The organism is Bradyrhizobium iriomotense, from assembly GCF_018130765.1.
Classification (GTDB): domain Bacteria; phylum Pseudomonadota; class Alphaproteobacteria; order Rhizobiales; family Xanthobacteraceae; genus Bradyrhizobium; species Bradyrhizobium iriomotense_A.
Genome location: NZ_JAFCJZ010000018.1, coordinates 66,600 through 82,312, shown reverse-complemented (window position 1 = coordinate 82,312; position 15,713 = coordinate 66,600). Strand labels below are relative to the sequence as shown.

Below are 15,713 nucleotides of genomic sequence, written 5' to 3'. Positions count from 1 at the left end.
CGGCCGGAGGTCGCTACAGAGAAGTGCCTAGGTCCTATGACCAAGGTACTGTCGGGGCCGCAGCGTCTATCTGACATCATTCAGATACATGATGAGCAATTCACAGCTCGCATGGACGAAGGGGCCAGCGAGCTCCGCGCGTCACGTAGTCCGCGCTCTTTCCATAGCTGTTGTGTGCCGATTGCAACCATAGAGCACAGCAGCGCTCGGCTCCTACTTTGAGTGCCTGACGGCGAACCGCTGGTTGGACCAGAGATAGAAGATGGACGGTTTCGAACATGGGTGTATGATTTTTTTATTGAATCTCCGGGCGGTCAGAGGACGGAGAGCTTTTTTATGAAAGTGCTTATTGTTGACGATCACGCATTGATTCGCGAGGCATTGCACGCTGTCCTGAAGCAACTGAAGCGAGAAGCCATCATACTCGAAGCTTCGAACAGTCGAGAGGCCATGCACCTCGTCGAGGAGCATCCGGACATCGGCCTCATTCTGCTTGACATCAATTTGCCAGATCGCGACGGCTTCTCTGTCCTTCGCGAACTGCGCAATCGCTATGCGACGATCGCTATCATCATTCTCTCGTCCTCAGACGATCAAGACACGGTCAGGCGCGCTTTCAAACTCGGCGCGCTGGGTTTCATTCCGAAAACCACGGAACGCGAGGTGATGCTCAACGCCATTGAGCTGGTATTCTCCGGCGGAGTTTACATTCCCTCGGAGATTCTGGAGGAAACAGCGGGCCCGCGGCTTGCAAATAAGAAAGTGGCGCCCGACTCGCTCAAGGGGCTCGGGTTGACCGATCGTCAGATTGACGTACTCGCGCTCCTGATTGAGGGAAAAAGCAACAAGGTCATTGCCAAGATACTCAATATGGCAGTGCCGACAGTGAAGAATCACGTCACGGTCGTTCTCAAGGCGCTCGGGGTAGCGACGCGCACCGAGGCCGTCATAAAGGTCGGAAAAATGGACTGGGAGTGGCCGCCGAAATCTGGATCATGAAACTGCCCCAGCGTCCCTTCCACCGTCATGATCTCTAAAGAGCTCGTGCATGACAGCGCGGAGCTGCATCGGATCGACGGGCTTGTGCAGCAAAATGTACCCTCTATCCTTGGCGTCCCGCAGTGGTTCAGCTGCCGTATCGCCGCTGACGAGAATGGCGGGAATTGACGAGCCAAACGCCGCATTGATTTGTTCAATTGCCCGGATTCCGGTCTTCCCGCTTGCGAGATGATAGTCCGAGATTATGAGGTCGGGGCGTTGCTGGCGCTCAGCAAGTCGGACAAGTGTAGCTTCGTCGGATCCGGCGGCAAGAACCGAGCATCCCCATTTGCTAAGCAATCCGCCCGTTCCCTCCTGCATGATTGGGGCATCGGCAATAACAAGAATCGCCTTGCCGTCGACTGCAAACGCGCCGGGGCGAGGCAAGTCCGTGGCTGCTGCGGATTTGACGCCTTCATCGACCGTCGGAACCAGGATCGCAAATCGCGAACCTCGACTCACGGTCGAAGCCAGGTCGATTTGATGGTTGAGAAGCAGGCAAAGCCTGTCGACAATGGCGAGGCCAAGCCCGAGCCCCCCGGATTTGCTCTGGTCTGAGGCAGGAATTTGAAAAAACTCGCCAAAGATATTCTGCCTCTGGTCCTCGGGAATGCCGGGACCGGTATCCCATACTTCGATGCGCAGCAATTCACCGCGCCGACGACATCCGACCAGAATACCGCCCCGCAACGTGTAGCGTACGGCATTGGATACCAGATTCAGCATGATGCGTTCGAGCAGCATGGCGTCGCTCCGCACCCAGGCGTCACTTGGCTGGATGCGTAGCCGCAGGCCTTTTTCCCGCGTCGCCTGATCAAACGCCGTTTCGATCTTTTGAAGCAGGCGCGCGATCGGGAATTCGGTGAGCTTGGGGGTAAGCATCCCGGCATCGAGCCTGGAAATGTCCAGGAGCGAATTAAACATGTCATCCATTTCCTTGCGGGTTGCGTCGACCCGTTCGATCGTCTTGGTCCTTTCCTCCGGTTTGAGCGGCGTGCGCAGCTGGGCGACGAACAGCCCCAATGCATGTAACGGCTGCCGCAAATCATGGCTTGCCATGGCCAGAAAGCGCGATTTTGCGGCATTGGCGAGCTGCAGTTCCTGCGTACGCTCTGCGACCTTCCGCTCGAGTTCGGCGTGCGCGCGGCGCAGGCTTCCTTCCGCTTTCTTGCGCACCTCGACATCGGCGCTCAGCAGCAGGCTCGGAACGGTAATGCTGATCAGGAACATCAATACCAGCAGGAACGACGCGTTGATATCAGGGGTCACGAAGGGGCCGCCGCCCATGTGCGTCCCCCAAATCGTGATGCCCGCAAGTACCAGGGCAACCGTTGCGGTATCGCGTGGACCGCGACGCAGCGCTGCCCACAACATGGGCAGGATAGCCAGAAAACCCAGTGAATCTCGGCCGGGCGCTTGCTCGATCAGGGGACTGAAAGCAATGAGTCCAACAGCAGCCGCCGTCGTGAGGACGCCGACCGTCTCCAGAAATTCATGGCGGTTGAAGGCATGATAGCTGCTTGATGCCCAAAGCACGATAACGGGGGCAATGACCAGTGCGCCGGTCACATCTCCCAGCCACCAGGTGATCCACGCGTCCACGAAATTCTTCGGTTCGATGTACCCGAAGATTGCCAGACTGCTCAGTCCAATGCTGGCGCTGATCGGTGTCGCGATCACGACGCAAATCACAGCAAACTTTGCGACAGAATTGGGCCTCGAAAACGTGTTACGCCCGCCCGACCACCGATTGATGAGATAAGCGCCGGCAACTGCTTCAAGAGAGTTACCCGTCGCAATCGCAATTGCTGTGGCAATAGAGCCCGCCGTCGTCGCATTAGCGATCATCGCCGCCACGAAAATCGCTGGCCAGGTCCGATATCCCCGCAACAGCACCGCCGCCAGCGCGACACCCGTCGGTGGCCAAATTGGCGTTGCGCTAGGATGAACAGAGGCGAGAGCAAGCCCACCTTTTGCCGAGACGAGATAGATGGCCCCAATTGCGACCAGACCGCCGATGTAGCTGATGACGCGGCTAGAATTTGTCGTGGGAGCTGGTGATCGTGGATCGGACATCGTCGACCCCTCGACTAGGCAATTGGTTCGTCCACTAAGACTGACTTTTGATTTCTTGGTCGAAGATCAAAGATCGCTAGGTCGATACGGCAGATGCGCTCACATCCAATTGATTACCGCAGTCTGCTGGCGGACTATGAGACGGCGCGTGCGATGGAGCACCCGGCCGACTTGCTGTTCAGTCCCTGCGGATCAGTCAGCACCAGTGGACGAACAGGCCGGCGTTGCGCCCCGAGGAATTCGCGCTGTCTCGTGTTCACCCCGAGCTTTCGGGGAACGCATCGTACGACGAAGATAGGCTCTCCGAAAGGCCGGATTTGTTGGACCCGGACAAGGTCGCTGTGTGCGACAAAAGGCCTATCTCTCGTTGGAGTCTCGGGACTGAACCACTTGTGCGATTGCTTGCTGCGGCGGACGAGGGAGCGCAAGCTTCACTCAAAAAAGAACCATCCCATGATCGATGAGGCGATGAGTCCGTTGCGTCGGCGGTGACGTTTGCGATGAGCGGCGTAATTCTCCTTTGCTTTGAGATCGCTCGAAGACGTCCGCTCGGTTTCCTCGCTGTCCCGAGTTGTTGCGACAAGGCAAGGCCGGGTCACTCAATTCGCGAGGCCTGCTCGCCGAAATTTTTCGTAACATCCCTTAATCCAATGTCATTCGTCCGCATCGTATTCCTCTTCGGAGCGCCGGAGGGAGTCCAATAGTTCCGTTCGGCGTAGCGTGGGCCCTTGTGGCGTCGAATGGTTATCAGGGACAGGCTGTCGGTGCAGTGCGCGCTGCTAACTGGCTTGGCCGGGCAGGTGCGGCAATGATCATGGGAGTCTGGCGCGGTGCCGCCGTGTCGCACGGCTGTGCTTCGAATAGATCCTTTGCTCCGGTGCTGGCGATGGCAGCCGTATTTCTGTTGTCTGGGTGTGCCACCGCACCCTTGACCAAAGGCGGCTCGCTTTCGTCGTACGACAACATGGCGCCGTCTGACGGCGTGCTGGCAAAGTCGCTGGTTCGTGTCAGCAAGGACTATGTGCTGGCGGCCAGGACGGTCCGCATCGCGCCGGCGACATTCCCGAAAGCCGCATCGCCAACGCTGTCACAGGAACAGCGTGGGCTCGTCGCGAATGCCGTGGATCGCGCGCTCTGCATCGGCTTGAGCGAACGGTTTCAGGTGGTCGGCCCAGATCAGCCGGCGGACTTGACCACCCGTGTGATCGTGACCCAGGCCGCCCCAACGAACGAGGTCGCAGCGGGCGCATCCAAGGTGGTATCGATCGTGCCGGCCGCACTAGGCGTGATGGCGCCGATACCGCGCCTGCCGGTCGGGCTCGGCAGCCTGACGCTGGAGGCGGAGGCGCACGACCGTGCCGGGAAGCAGCAGGCCGCGATGATCTGGGCGCGCGGTGCCAATTCGTTCACCAATTCGCCGACGGTCTCGACCGCGGGCGACGCTTACGACCTCGCCGGCATATTCGCCGGCGACTTCAGCGATCTGCTGATCAAGGGCGAATCGCCGTTTGGAAAAGCGCCGAGCCTGCCCTCGTTCGACAAGCTCGGAGCGTCACTCGGCGGCAAGCCGAAATACGAAGCCTGCGAGGCGTTCGGGCGAGGACCAGGAGTAGCCGGGATGGTGGCCGGAGGGCTCGGATTGCCGCCGGAATGGTCCGACAAGGGGGCGTCGGACAACAACCAGCAGCCGAAATGAAAGCCATTGCGATCTATTTGGGCAGCAGAACCGTTGCCGTGAACCCGCGGTCATCCTGGGTCTTGAAGCTGATCGACCCGCCATGGCTCAGGATGACGTCACGCACGATGGTGAGGCCGAGGCCGGTGCCGGGAATTTTTGCGCTTCTGGCCTGATCCAGTCGACGAAATGGCGCCATCGCTTCCTCGAGCCTGTGCTCGGGGATGCCGGGCCCATTGTCGCTGATGCTGACTTCGACTTGTCCTGAGCTTGCTTCGAGGCTCACGCGCGCAGCCAGGCCATACTTCACGGCGTTGTCGATCAGGTTGCGGAACGCCCGCTTGAGGGGGATCAGGCGCCCGGTAAATTCAACATGATCCGGGCCGGCGTAGCTGCAGTCATGTCCCTTGTCTGCGGCCTCGTCGACCAGGCTGATGAGCAACGCCGCCAGGTCGATCGGCTGGGTGGTCCCTTCGCTTGCTTCCCCGCTTGCGAAGGCCAGCGTGGTGTCCACCATGGCGGTCATATCGTCTATCTCAGACATGATGCCGTTGCGGTCATCATCATTGTCGAATTGTTCGGCGGAAATGCGCATTCGCGTCAGTGACGTTCTCAGATCATGCGAGATCGCCGCGAGCATCTGCGTGCGCTCCTTCACGAACAGCAAAAGGCGGCGCTGCATATCCTCGAACGCCCGGGCCACGACGCCAAATTCATGCAGCCCCTGGTCGGAGACCGCGACGAAATCCCGCGTCTTGCCGATTTGGTCCGCGGCTTCGACCAGCCTGTCGAGCGGCGCAACGATCCTGCGGGTCAACAACGTAGAGATGGCCGCGATGATCAAGCCACCGCCGATCAAGGGGAGCAGCGGGACGAAGGAGTTGAAGCCGGAGACCGTCGGTTCGGCAAACGATACGCTGATCCAGGAACTGTCGACGCCCTGAACGATGATCCGCAGGCTGGCGGGTACGAGCGTCTCCGGCTCGCCCGAGGTCAGAGGCCACGAGCCCAATGAAAGACCGATAGATGGAGGCTCCAGCTTGGTCTTGAGACTTTCAAACGGTGCCACGACCGAAAATCCGGCGTCGTACACCTCTACGGTCCGAATGTTTTGTCCAAGCATGGTCTTGATCGTCGCGCCGAGCCTGGCAAAGATGGGTTCCTGGCTCTTGTCGGATTTGTTGGTCGGTCTCTCCTTCGACCAGGTCACGGACAACCGCGAACTCAGCTGCTTCGATTTCGCCGCGCGCTCCGCAACTGGCTGCGAGAAGATCTCCGTGGCGATCTGGCTCGTTTGTTCGGCCAGCCATCGGGCTCCGGTCAACCGCACTTCCGGTTCTGCAAAAAGCCAGACCTGAAAGGCGGCCTGCGCCTGAATGACAATCAGGCTCAGGACCATGGTCGCGGCGATCCGGCGGCCGATCCCCGGGCGCCAGACCCAGCTGAGCGGCTGTTCCCTAGCCGACATTGTTTTCGACGACCGGCGTGAAGATGTACCCGCCGTTCCTGACCGTCTTGATCATCGCCGGATTTTCCGGATTTTCTTCCAGCTTGCGTCGCAGACGCATGACCTGAACGTCGATGGTGCGATCAACCGACGTGCTGGTCCGGCCCCTTGCCAGATCCAGCAGCTGGTCGCGATTGAGCACGCGGTTTGGGTGCTCGACGAAAGCCTGGAGCAGGTCGTATTCGCCGGAGGTGAGTTCGACCAGGGCGCCCGATGGCGATTTGAGCGTCCGGGCCCGGATGTCCAGCGTCCACTTGCTGAAGACGAAGACGGTCGAGCGTCCGCCGCTTTCGTTGCGATCGACGGCGGATCGGCGCCGCAGCACGACGCGGATGCGCGCCAGGAGCTCGCGCAGGCTGAACGGTTTGCAAACGTAGTCCTCGGCGCCCAGCTCCAGACCGATGACCCGATCGGTCTCTTCGGCAACCGCCGTCAGGAGTATGACGGGTATCGGGTTGTCGGCCTGCGTTTGGCGCAAGAGAGAAAGTCCGCTTTCGTCAGGCAGCATCACGTCGAGAACGATCAGGTCCAGTCTGGAAGACGCCAGCCTTTCCCGAAACTGCTTGCCATCGCTGGCGACAGAGACGCGCAAGCCCTGCTGCCCCAGGAACTTGGCCAAGCCGGACCGAATTTTCGGGTCGTCATCCACGACAAGGATATGCGGAGTCGTCATGATCGGCGCACTTCTTGCGAGGTTTTGCCGGCCTCTCAAGCCTTTTCGCGTTACATCTTGTAACAGGATCGCCTGTTTACCACGATTTTGGCTCGGCCGGTCGCTTGGCGAAAACCGTAGATTTCCGGATCGGTGCGCACCGTCCGAGCGTGCGTAACGGAATGAAATAAACCGAAACCTGCCGCTTATCCCCCTGACACCAGGGGGTCCTAAACAGTGCGGCATGAACAAGCAACTCAACGCCAAATTCGAAACTGCCCCGGCAAGCAAGGTACCGCACCCGGATGTCTGGACTGCGCCGACCACGAAGCGATCGAAAAGACTTGGTCTCCCAAGACTTGGACTTTCAAGACTTGGAGCGAGGCTACTCTTGATTGCACTCGTGGCTGGTGCCGCGGCAGCCTCCGTTTGGTTTGTTTCGACGAGGCCCGCGCCGCGAACCGATAGCGCCGCCCCCGCGAGGCCGACAGAGCCTGCCGCAGTGGTTGGCCTCGGCTATCTCGAACCCTCGACGACGGTCGTCAAGCTCGGCGCGCCCGGTAACCCCGACTCTTCGAGGATCAGCAGTCTGCTGGTATCCGAGGGGCAATGGGTCGAGGCCGGCCAAACGCTCGCGACCATGGATAGCGTGGACCGGTTGAAGGCCCAGGTCGCGCAATCCGAGGCGCAGGTCGAACTGAAGAAGCTGATGCTGGAGCGCCAGCGGCGGGAGATCGCCAACACGACGCAGGCGCGCCGCTCCGCGCTCGACCGTGCTCGCGCAGACATCGATCAGAGTCAGGCCGAATACGATCGCCAGAAGACTCTCGTCGACCGCAGTTTCGCGACTGTGTCCAACCTGGAGAAGAAGGCCAAGGATCTGCAGACGGCGCAAGCGACCAGGATCGAAATGGAAGCCGCGCTCGAACGGATCGAAGCCAAGGTGCCCGGAACGGACAAGTCGCTCGACATCGCCTTGACCGAGCAGGAGCTCTTGTGCGCGCAGGCAGATCTGGCCGTCACCAAGGCCTCGCTCGAGCTGGGAATCATCCGGGCGCCATTCAGCGGCCGCGTTCTGAGTCTCAAGGCGCGCGCTGGAGAACGCGTCGGAAACGACGGCGTGCTCGAGTTCGGCGGGACCGACGAAATGCGCGCCGTTATCGAGGTCTACCAGACCGAGGTCGATCGGATCCGCGTGGGGCAGTCCGTCGAAATCCGCGCCGATGCGATTTCCACGAGCCTGCAGGGGCGTGTCGATCACATCGGCGATGCAATCGCGCGCCAAACCGTCGTCAACAACGATCCCGCATCGTCGACGGACGCGCGCGTCGTGCAAATCTACGTCGCGCTCTCGAAGCAGGACTCGGAGCGCGTGGCAAAGCTGTCGCGTCTTCAGGTTCGGGGCGTGTTCGCGAAATGATTGATCGGATCATACGGAGCCTTGCCAACAGGACACCGTTGGGATGGCGGCAGCTCCGCCATAGCAAGACACGTCTCATCGTCGCGCTCGCCGGCGTTGCCGTTGCGGACGTCCTGATCTTCATGCAACTCGGGATCATGGGTGCGTTGTTCGAGACGGCCGTCACGCCCCTTCGCATGTTCAAGGCGGACATCGTGCTGCTCAGTCCCGAGGTACGGGAATTGGGGCAGTCCGGAACCTTGCCGAGGCGGCGGTTGTATCAGGCGCTGGGAGTGGAGGGCGTCGCCAGCGGCTCCGTCCTGCAGATCGGTGCGGCTTCTTTCCGAAGCCCCAGCAGCATTCGTCAGGCCAATGTGATGGTGTTCGGGGTGGATCCGGACTTCGACGGCTTCTCCCGGCCCGAAATCGCGAGCCAATTGTCGAAACTGCGTGTCGCCGATGCTCTGCTCTTCGACCGGTTGACCCGCCAGCCGTTCGGCGCGGTCGTCGCCAGGGCTGAAGGTGGACATGCGGTCCCGGTCGAAGTGACCGGAAGAACCGTTTCGATCGTCGGCTTGTTCTCCCTTGGCGCGTCGGTTGCGAGCGACGGGTCGGCGATCGCGAGCGACCAGACGTTCCTGCGGCTGTTTCCGCGCAATTCCGCCGCCGCTGCCAGCGCGATCCTCCTGAAAGTAGCGCCCGGCGCGGATGCCGAAACGGTCGCCGAACGCATCAGGCGGGTGCTTCCCGCAAGCGACACCAAGGTCATGGCCACGGAGCAATATGCGGACTACGTCAAGCAGTTCATGCAGGACAATACGCCGATTGGATTCATATTCACCTTCGGCGTGATCGTAGGCTTCTTCATCGGCTTCGCCATCGTGTACCAGATCCTGTCGGCCGACGTGAACGACCATTTGCCCGAATACGCGACGCTGAAGGCGATGGGTTACACCCATCGCTACCTGCTTGGCGTCGTGTTCGAAGAGGCGTTCCTGCTGGCGGCACTGGGTTTTGTCCCGGGCATCCTGCTTTCCTTTGTCCTCTACTGGCTGTTGGGCGCGGGGACCGAACTGGCCATCGCCATGCCGGCAAGCAGGCCTGTGCTGGTTCTGGCGATGACGCTTGCGATGTGCCTGTTCTCGGGCGCTGTCGCGACGAGACGCCTGAAAGCCGCAGATCCTGCGGATGTTTTCTAGAGGACGATATGATCGATCGTCATCATCGAGACATCGCGCATCAGCACGAGCAGAGTGGCCCGGCCATCGAGGCCGCTGCTGTGAGGCATACATTCGGGTCCGGCGACACCGCCAGGCAGGTCCTCGTCGATTTCAACATCGAGGTGGCGCAGGGCGAAATGGTTCTGCTGATGGGGCCTTCGGGGTGTGGCAAGACCACGGTGTTGACGCTCGTTGGAGCGCTTCGGTCGTTGCAATCCGGTTTCATTCGGACACTCGGAAAAGACCTGCGCGAAGCTGACGAGCGCGCCATGATCGAAGTAAGGCGCCGGATCGGGTTCATTTATCAGGCCCACAATCTGCATCAAAGCCTCACGGTGCGCGAAAACATCGGCATGGCGCTTGAGGTGCATCGACCAAAAGCGTTTGCGAACGAGGCCGACCTGATTGATGCGGCGCTCGATGACGTCGGCATGTTGGGTTGGGCCGATGCTCTCCCGGCCACGCTATCGGGAGGACAGAAGCAGCGTGTGGCCATCGCGCGTGCTGTTGTCGCGTCTCCCCCGCTGATCCTCGCCGACGAGCCGACGGCGGCTCTTGACAAGGCCAACGGCCGCCAGGTCGTGGATTTGCTCCACGACCTCGCAAAGCGTCGCGGAAGCGCGATCCTCATGGTGACGCACGACAGCCGAATTCTCGATGCCGCCGATCGCATCGTCGAGATGGAAGACGGCCGGATCGTCAATGTCGAAACGCGTCAGCGGCCATCCACGAAGAGTTTCAACCAATCAACCGTCAAAGATCGAAGGGACCAGCAGGCATGCGAACCACAGCAGCAAAAATGATCAAGATCGTCCGCCTTGGAGCCGCCATCGTTTCCGCTCTCACGCCGACTGGCGGCATCGTAAGAGCCCAGGCGGAACGAGAGTTCCTGCGACCGGCCCAGGCGGCGAAGATGCTCGCTGATTCGCGCCCGTGGTCCGCGACCAAGAGAGACGGCCGCGATGCGACCGTCAGCTTCAATCCCGACGGTTCGGGGACGTTCAAGGGCGGACCGTTCTCGCTGTCGACGAAGTGGGAGATCAAGGGCGAGGACATCTGCATCACGATGAGCGTTACCGGCGTCACATGCCATCGCTTCGTCAGGGTCGCGGGAGGGCTGGATGGCTACACCAATGGCGCATTGGACCTGCAGCTCAGGCGATAGCGATGCCGCGGGCGCGCCATGAGTTGGTTTCAGCACGAGCGGCACCGCAGAGGGAGATTTGCGCCTCTGCGGTCAAGCCACCGGCGGGATCATCCGACATGCGAACGGGCCTGAAAACGTGATGAAGCGACAAAGGATCATCGAGGACGATTTCGGTCAGCGATAGATGTCACATCGGCGTGCCGAATGCGCAAAATCTCTATGCCGCACAGAGCAAACTCCCGCAAAGAGAAGGTCAGCGACCAGGGGATCGGCGGCACCGGGATCAGCGGCGGTGACCGCATGTCCGGCGCTGGCCGGCGTCGTGGGCGTCGTCCTCAAACGCGTTCGGCCAGCCCCGCCGGCTAAGCGGGGTGAGAAGGCAGCGAGGTCATCGCTTCCAGTTGCGCTGTCCGCGTTGCCAACACAGCGAGCAAGCTCTTGTGCAGCCGATCCTCGGGTTCGAAATTTTGCGCGAGCCTTCGGACGGTCTCGGCAAATCGCATGCGATGTGTCGCCGCTCTGTCGACGTCTCCGCACCTCGCAAAGATCTCGGCGGCCGTGCGGTACACCCGCCAGGAAGCAATCGGGAAGTCGGCACTGTCGACGATCTCCAGCGCGCGCGACAGGTGCAACTGAGCCTCCGCTGAATCGCCGAGGGCAAGCGCAGTACGTGCGAGCAGCGCGTGGGCCTGGGCCAGGTGATTGAGATCCGGCGCCGTAGCCACATAGTCGTGGAGCTGGCGTGCACAGCTCTGAGCCTGCGTAATGTCGTCAACCTGCAGGTAATATTCGCCGAGGCAATGATACACCTGTGTCGCGGCGGTAAATTCGATGTCGATGCCTTCTTCATGCCGGCGGCGCTCAATATCGTCAAATTGCCTGCGAGCTCCCGCCGGATCGTTCAGGCCGACATAGGCTTTCGCAAGGACCGCCCGCTTGTGGAAGTATGTCGACTGATCGCCGACCAGCAGACTATCGTCGACGCTCTCGCAGAGCTCCCGGGCTCCATCAAAGTCCATCGCTTCGACGTGCAGCCACGCAAGCGTCAGCCGGCACAAGGCGCTGCTGGGGCCGTTCGCGTTTCTGACGGCCAGTTCGAGGCCGGCCGTGATCTCACGTCGCAATTCGCGCCATTCGCCCAGATGAATGAGCGCGATTGATTCGAGCACGTTGAACAGAACGAACGTGTAGACGTCGCCGGCCAAGCGCGCCAACCGCTTTCCTTCCGTACCGGCGCGGCGGCACTCCTGGTACCGCGACCTCCAGCAATCGACGATACCGGATATTCCATTGCGCCTGATCAAGATGCCATAATTGGTGGCATTCGCGCTCAGCTCGATCGCCCTGTCGCAGAGGATGGCATCCTGTTTGCGCCAGCCGTTGAGGAACAGGTTGACGCTCGCGCTGCTGCCCTGGATCAGGGCCTTGAATGTGTCGTCCGCAAGCGCCTGGCTCCGCGACAGTACATCGTCAGCAGCCTCGAGGCAGGCGTGGCGATCCACGCGCAAGCAGAGGCTGCTCACGGCCGTGAGGCCGTTGAGCAGTTGCTTGATTTCGCCCGCTTGTTCGGCGCACGCAATCGTGTCGCGCAGATCACGGATGGAGCCTGCGAGGTCGCCGCACGAGCGAAGAGCCCAGCTTCGCTCTCGCAGAAGAGCGATACGGGTTGAGAATTTGTCGGCGGCATCGAAACGATCAAGTATGCCAAGCGCGCGGGTGAGATAGCTGGCGGCCTCCGCATGGCCGAGGCGTTTGGTCGAGCTCTTTGCCGCCTCCCGGAGGTAGCGCAACGCGCTCGGAAAATCGCGCCCCTGCTCGAAGTGAAGTGCGAGCGCGGGCGCTATTTCGCCGGTGCGGCCGGCATAGGCCTCCTCCAGCCTCTTGCCCAGGCGCTTGTGCGTTTGTGCGCGGTGCCCGGGCGGCAGATTCTGGTAAATGATATTCTGATAGAGAATGTGACGGAAGGTGTAGGAGCCCGAATATGTTCCATCGGGCCATTCGGAAACTCCCGAACGAATGAGGATTTGGTCCTTCCGGATCGACGCTTCGATGTTCCTTTCAACGTCGATCGCATCGTCGGACAGGCCGGCGGCAACGAGGGCCGCAGAAAATTCCTCGCCGGCAACGCTGGCGACATCGAGCAGACGCCGCTCGTTATCGGTGAGGCGATCGAGCTCGTGGCCGATCATGTTCAGGAGGCTGTCTGGAACGCGATCTTGCGCAAATACCGCCTGCGAGGACAGGCGCCATCCGTCGTCCATTTCGACGATCGACTCCTGGTCGATCAAGTGTTTGAGCAGCGAGGCAACAAACAAGGGATGCCCCAGCGTTCGCTCGAATACGGGCTTTGACAGGCTGGAGGCAAGCTCCTCGTCGCCGAAGCGCAATGCCAGGTAACGCTCGACCTCCGAACGCGACAATCGATCGAGGCGCAATTCGCTGCAGTAGCCGTGGATCTCGAGATCCCGGTGCAGGCGACGGATGGGATGCCCGCCGACGGAACTGTCGGCCGGACGATAGGAGCAGAGGACCAGCACGCGCGCCTTGCCGTTCCCGCGCGCGAGGCGAGACAGCACGTCGAGTGTCGCGAAGTCGCTCCAGTGCAGATCTTCGAGAACAAGGATCCAGGGGCGGTCGGCGCTCAGCGCTTCCAGAAGATCGCAAAATTCGCGCAGCATCCGCTCGCGCGTCGCGCCGAACACTTCATCCTGGAAAGCCGCGCGTTCCGATGCATCGACGGCGCCCGGCAATTGCAGGATCCAGGTGGGTGCGTGCACGCGAACGGCCGAAATCAATTCCGGACCGCTTGCGCGATAACGGTTCACCAGTGCATCGATCAGCGGAAGGAAGACTTCGTCCGTTCCGAATCGTTCAGTGCAGCGCCCATAGAGCTGATCGAAGCCCTGTTCCGTCAGCTGCTCGACCGCCCTGGCGAGGAAGGCCGTCTTGCCAATCCCGGCTTCTCCCGTGACAAAAGCCATCTGCCGTTTGCCGGACAAGACGTGGCGCGTCATCTGGTCGATCTTCTCGAGGGGGGCTGTCCGGCCGACCACCAGGGTGGAGATTTCAGTCGTCAGAGGTACGACCGCGTTCTCGACCTCCCTTTGTGCTTCCCGCACCGCGCCGATGAAGCGGACGCCTTTGCGCGGCAAGGTCTTGATCAGCCGTTGCGCCTCGCCGGAATCGCCTATGCCCGTACGGGCCGCGTTGATGCGGGTGGTGAGCGCCGACTCCGAAACAATGCGCCCGCCCCAGATTGCGCCGATCAGATCGTCCTTGGTCACCACCCGGGCGCGGTGGCGAATCAGATATTCGAGGAGGTCGAAAACCTGAGGCTGCAACGGAACCGCATGTCCGTCACGGCGCAATTCCCGCTGATCGGTGTCGAGGACGAAATCGTCAAATAGATACAGCAAAACAATGCCTTCGGGGGTGCGCGCGAGGCGGATATTCAACCGGTACACCGGCCCGAAATCAAGCACAGCGTTCAAAATGAAGGAAACGATAAGAACAAATTAAGCCCGCATTAAAGCGTGGCGCGGCGTCCCGTTCGATACTTCCGGCCGTATCCAGTCACTCACACAAGGTGTTCGTGTCATGCGCTTGGAAGAAAAGGCGCGGCGTCTCACTCGCGTGTTCTATGGGGTGTTGCTTCACAAGATGTTTCAGTCGATCGCGGCATCCTCCCTGCCATTATTCAACCGCAGAGCGTGGGCCAGAGGCGATGCGTCATTTCCAGCGCATTCGTTTGTCGCCTCCACGAGGTCTTCTCGAAAAGAAGGCTGGTCTGGGCGCCTCCTTCAGGCGCTCCACCATTCGCGACGGCTACAGGCAGAGCGCACTCTTCGACAGTATCGTCAACTGGTCCAGTTTGCCTCTCCGCCAGATGTTGGAGGACACGACAATGTCGCTCAGTGAACAGTCGTCCGAGCGCAAACTTCGGATTCCGGCACCGAGCGAGACTACGTTGCTGGCAACGATCGCCATCTGCTTTCTCGTCCTGCACATCCTTGCAGCCACGATGTCGATTTCGACCCGCCAGAACGATGCCGGGGCAGCGCCCGAGCCGCCCGGACTGTCGTCCGGGGACTGATCGCCAAGTCACTATTCAAGTCACTATTCAAGTCGCCATTCAAGACGTTACCGACCGAAAGACCTGGCTCATGGGCGACATTGCGTCGTTTTGCCTGCTCAGTATTGCCGTGTTTTGCGGCGCTTTCGTCTCGGGCCTCGCGGGCTTTGCCTTTTCGGCGGTGGCCGGCGCGATTCTCCTTCACGTTCTCCCGCCACTGGAGGCGGTCCCGCTGATGATGGCCTGCAGCATCACCGTGCAAGCCGCGGGTCTTTGGGCCCTGAGAAAAAGCATCCCCTGGAAGCAGAGCTCGGGACTGGTCGTCGGCGGATTGCTTGGCGTTCCGATCGCCGTGTGGCTGCTGCAAGCTGCGGACGCGCGGATCTTCAGAGAGAGCTTTGGTCTCGCCGTCGCCTGCTATGCGGCCTACACGCTGTTCAGGCCGGTGCTTTCTCATCGCTTGCAGATGAATGCGGCACGTAATGCATTGATCGGCTTCGGCGGAGGCGTTGTCGGCGGGTTGACGGCAATGCCGGGTGCAATACCGACCATATGGTGTGACATCCACGGCGTGCCAAAAACCGAGCAGCGCGGAATGGTTCAACCCTTCATCGCCGCCATGCAGATATTCGCACTTGTTCTCATGCTGGTCCGAGGAGATCTGTCGACCAAGGTCCTGGTTGACTTCGCAGTCAGCATCCCGGCACTCCTCGCGGGAACGGCGCTCGGCATTTTTGTTTTTCGCTGCGTCGATGATGCGCTGTTCCGGCGCATTATTCTCAGCGTCTTGCTGTTTTCGGGACTGTTGCTGGTGTTGTAGAGCGGTCACTAGCGAGCGGCCGTTTATTGTCGCTCAAGCAGCACTGCTTGGCCTTTTCTTGCGAAGCCCATCCTCGCTACGATCGATTGGAAAAGACTGCGGCTAGG

At 60.7% G+C, this 15,713-nt stretch carries 12 protein-coding genes; 8 read left to right on the top strand and 4 right to left on the bottom strand.

Annotated features, from left to right (window positions below; genetic code table 11):
- The first annotated feature begins 336 nt into the window (after window positions 1–336).
- Window positions 337–999, top strand: coding sequence for a response regulator transcription factor (locus JQ635_RS27290; RefSeq protein ID WP_211412874.1), 663 nt, complete (start codon window positions 337–339; stop codon window positions 997–999).
- Here the strand turns inward: JQ635_RS27290 and JQ635_RS27285 are convergent.
- Window positions 994–3,114 (bottom strand): MASE1 domain-containing protein, encoded by a 2,121-nt coding sequence (locus JQ635_RS27285; RefSeq protein ID WP_211412873.1) that lies wholly within the window; start codon window positions 3,112–3,114, stop codon window positions 994–996. The genes JQ635_RS27290 and JQ635_RS27285 overlap by 6 nt on opposite strands.
- Window positions 3,115–4,000: 886 nt before the next feature.
- On the opposite strand from JQ635_RS27285, the gene JQ635_RS27280 reads away from it, so the two are divergent.
- On the top strand, window positions 4,001–4,810 hold the full coding sequence (locus JQ635_RS27280; RefSeq protein WP_246583803.1) for a DUF3313 domain-containing protein: 810 nt from the start codon (window positions 4,001–4,003) through the stop codon (window positions 4,808–4,810).
- Window positions 4,811–4,823: 13 nt separating this feature from the next.
- Here JQ635_RS27280 and JQ635_RS27275 read toward each other — a convergent pair whose 3' ends face one another.
- Both JQ635_RS27275 and JQ635_RS27270 read right to left on the bottom strand, forming a co-directional pair.
- The gene (locus tag JQ635_RS27275) at window positions 4,824–6,188 is read right to left on the bottom strand and encodes a sensor histidine kinase (RefSeq protein ID WP_211412872.1); all 1,365 of its coding nucleotides are present in this window, start codon (window positions 6,186–6,188) and stop codon (window positions 4,824–4,826) included.
- A 58-nt stretch (window positions 6,189–6,246) separates the two neighbouring features.
- On the bottom strand, window positions 6,247–6,969 hold the full coding sequence (locus JQ635_RS27270; RefSeq protein WP_211412871.1) for a response regulator: 723 nt from the start codon (window positions 6,967–6,969) through the stop codon (window positions 6,247–6,249).
- 481 nt (window positions 6,970–7,450) lie between these two features.
- Between JQ635_RS27270 and JQ635_RS27265 the strand changes: the two genes are divergently transcribed.
- Genes JQ635_RS27265 through JQ635_RS27250 form a run of 4 tightly spaced genes read left to right on the top strand, consistent with a single transcriptional unit; the run spans window position 7,451 to window position 10,732 of the window.
- The gene (locus JQ635_RS27265) at window positions 7,451–8,368 is read left to right on the top strand and encodes an HlyD family efflux transporter periplasmic adaptor subunit (RefSeq protein ID WP_211412870.1); all 918 of its coding nucleotides are present in this window, start codon (window positions 7,451–7,453) and stop codon (window positions 8,366–8,368) included.
- On the top strand, window positions 8,365–9,546 hold the full coding sequence (gene devC / locus JQ635_RS27260; protein WP_211412869.1) for an ABC transporter permease DevC: 1,182 nt from the start codon (window positions 8,365–8,367) through the stop codon (window positions 9,544–9,546). Before JQ635_RS27265 ends, devC begins: the two co-directional genes overlap by 4 nt.
- Window positions 9,547–9,554: 8 nt before the next feature.
- Entirely contained in the window at window positions 9,555–10,370 is an 816-nt protein-coding gene (locus tag JQ635_RS27255) for an ATP-binding cassette domain-containing protein (protein WP_211412868.1), read from the top strand.
- The gene (locus JQ635_RS27250) at window positions 10,367–10,732 is read left to right on the top strand and encodes a hypothetical protein (RefSeq protein ID WP_211412867.1); all 366 of its coding nucleotides are present in this window, start codon (window positions 10,367–10,369) and stop codon (window positions 10,730–10,732) included. The genes JQ635_RS27255 and JQ635_RS27250 overlap by 4 nt, the downstream gene beginning before the upstream one ends.
- 344 nt (window positions 10,733–11,076) lie before the next feature.
- Here JQ635_RS27250 and JQ635_RS27245 read toward each other — a convergent pair whose 3' ends face one another.
- Window positions 11,077–14,169, bottom strand: a complete 3,093-nt coding sequence (locus JQ635_RS27245; RefSeq protein ID WP_211412866.1) for an AAA family ATPase — start codon at window positions 14,167–14,169, stop codon at window positions 11,077–11,079.
- Window positions 14,170–14,438: 269 nt separating this feature from the next.
- On the opposite strand from JQ635_RS27245, the gene JQ635_RS27240 reads away from it, so the two are divergent.
- Complete coding sequence (locus JQ635_RS27240) at window positions 14,439–14,807, top strand: hypothetical protein (protein ID WP_211412865.1); 369 nt, start codon at window positions 14,439–14,441, stop codon at window positions 14,805–14,807.
- 70 nt (window positions 14,808–14,877) lie between these two features.
- Window positions 14,878–15,606, top strand: a complete 729-nt coding sequence (locus JQ635_RS27235) for a sulfite exporter TauE/SafE family protein (protein WP_211412864.1) — start codon at window positions 14,878–14,880, stop codon at window positions 15,604–15,606.
- Window positions 15,607–15,713 lie beyond the last annotated feature (107 nt).

Excerpts from the sequence above, each read along its gene's own strand:
- JQ635_RS27290 (WP_211412874.1), top strand. The coding sequence starts at position 337 with ATGAAAGTGCTTATTGTTGACGATCACGCATTGATTCGCGAGGCATTG.
- JQ635_RS27285 (WP_211412873.1), bottom strand. The coding sequence starts at position 3,114 with ATGTCCGATCCACGATCACCAGCTCCCACGACAAATTCTAGCCGCGTC.
- JQ635_RS27280 (WP_246583803.1), top strand. The coding sequence starts at position 4,001 with ATGGCAGCCGTATTTCTGTTGTCTGGGTGTGCCACCGCACCCTTGACC.
- JQ635_RS27275 (WP_211412872.1), bottom strand. The coding sequence starts at position 6,188 with ATGGTCCTGAGCCTGATTGTCATTCAGGCGCAGGCCGCCTTTCAGGTC.
- JQ635_RS27270 (WP_211412871.1), bottom strand. The coding sequence starts at position 6,969 with ATGACGACTCCGCATATCCTTGTCGTGGATGACGACCCGAAAATTCGG.
- devC (WP_211412869.1), top strand. The coding sequence starts at position 8,365 with ATGATTGATCGGATCATACGGAGCCTTGCCAACAGGACACCGTTGGGA.
- JQ635_RS27255 (WP_211412868.1), top strand. The coding sequence starts at position 9,555 with ATGATCGATCGTCATCATCGAGACATCGCGCATCAGCACGAGCAGAGT.
- JQ635_RS27250 (WP_211412867.1), top strand. The coding sequence starts at position 10,367 with ATGATCAAGATCGTCCGCCTTGGAGCCGCCATCGTTTCCGCTCTCACG.
- JQ635_RS27240 (WP_211412865.1), top strand. The coding sequence starts at position 14,439 with ATGCGTCATTTCCAGCGCATTCGTTTGTCGCCTCCACGAGGTCTTCTC.
- JQ635_RS27235 (WP_211412864.1), top strand. The coding sequence starts at position 14,878 with ATGGGCGACATTGCGTCGTTTTGCCTGCTCAGTATTGCCGTGTTTTGC.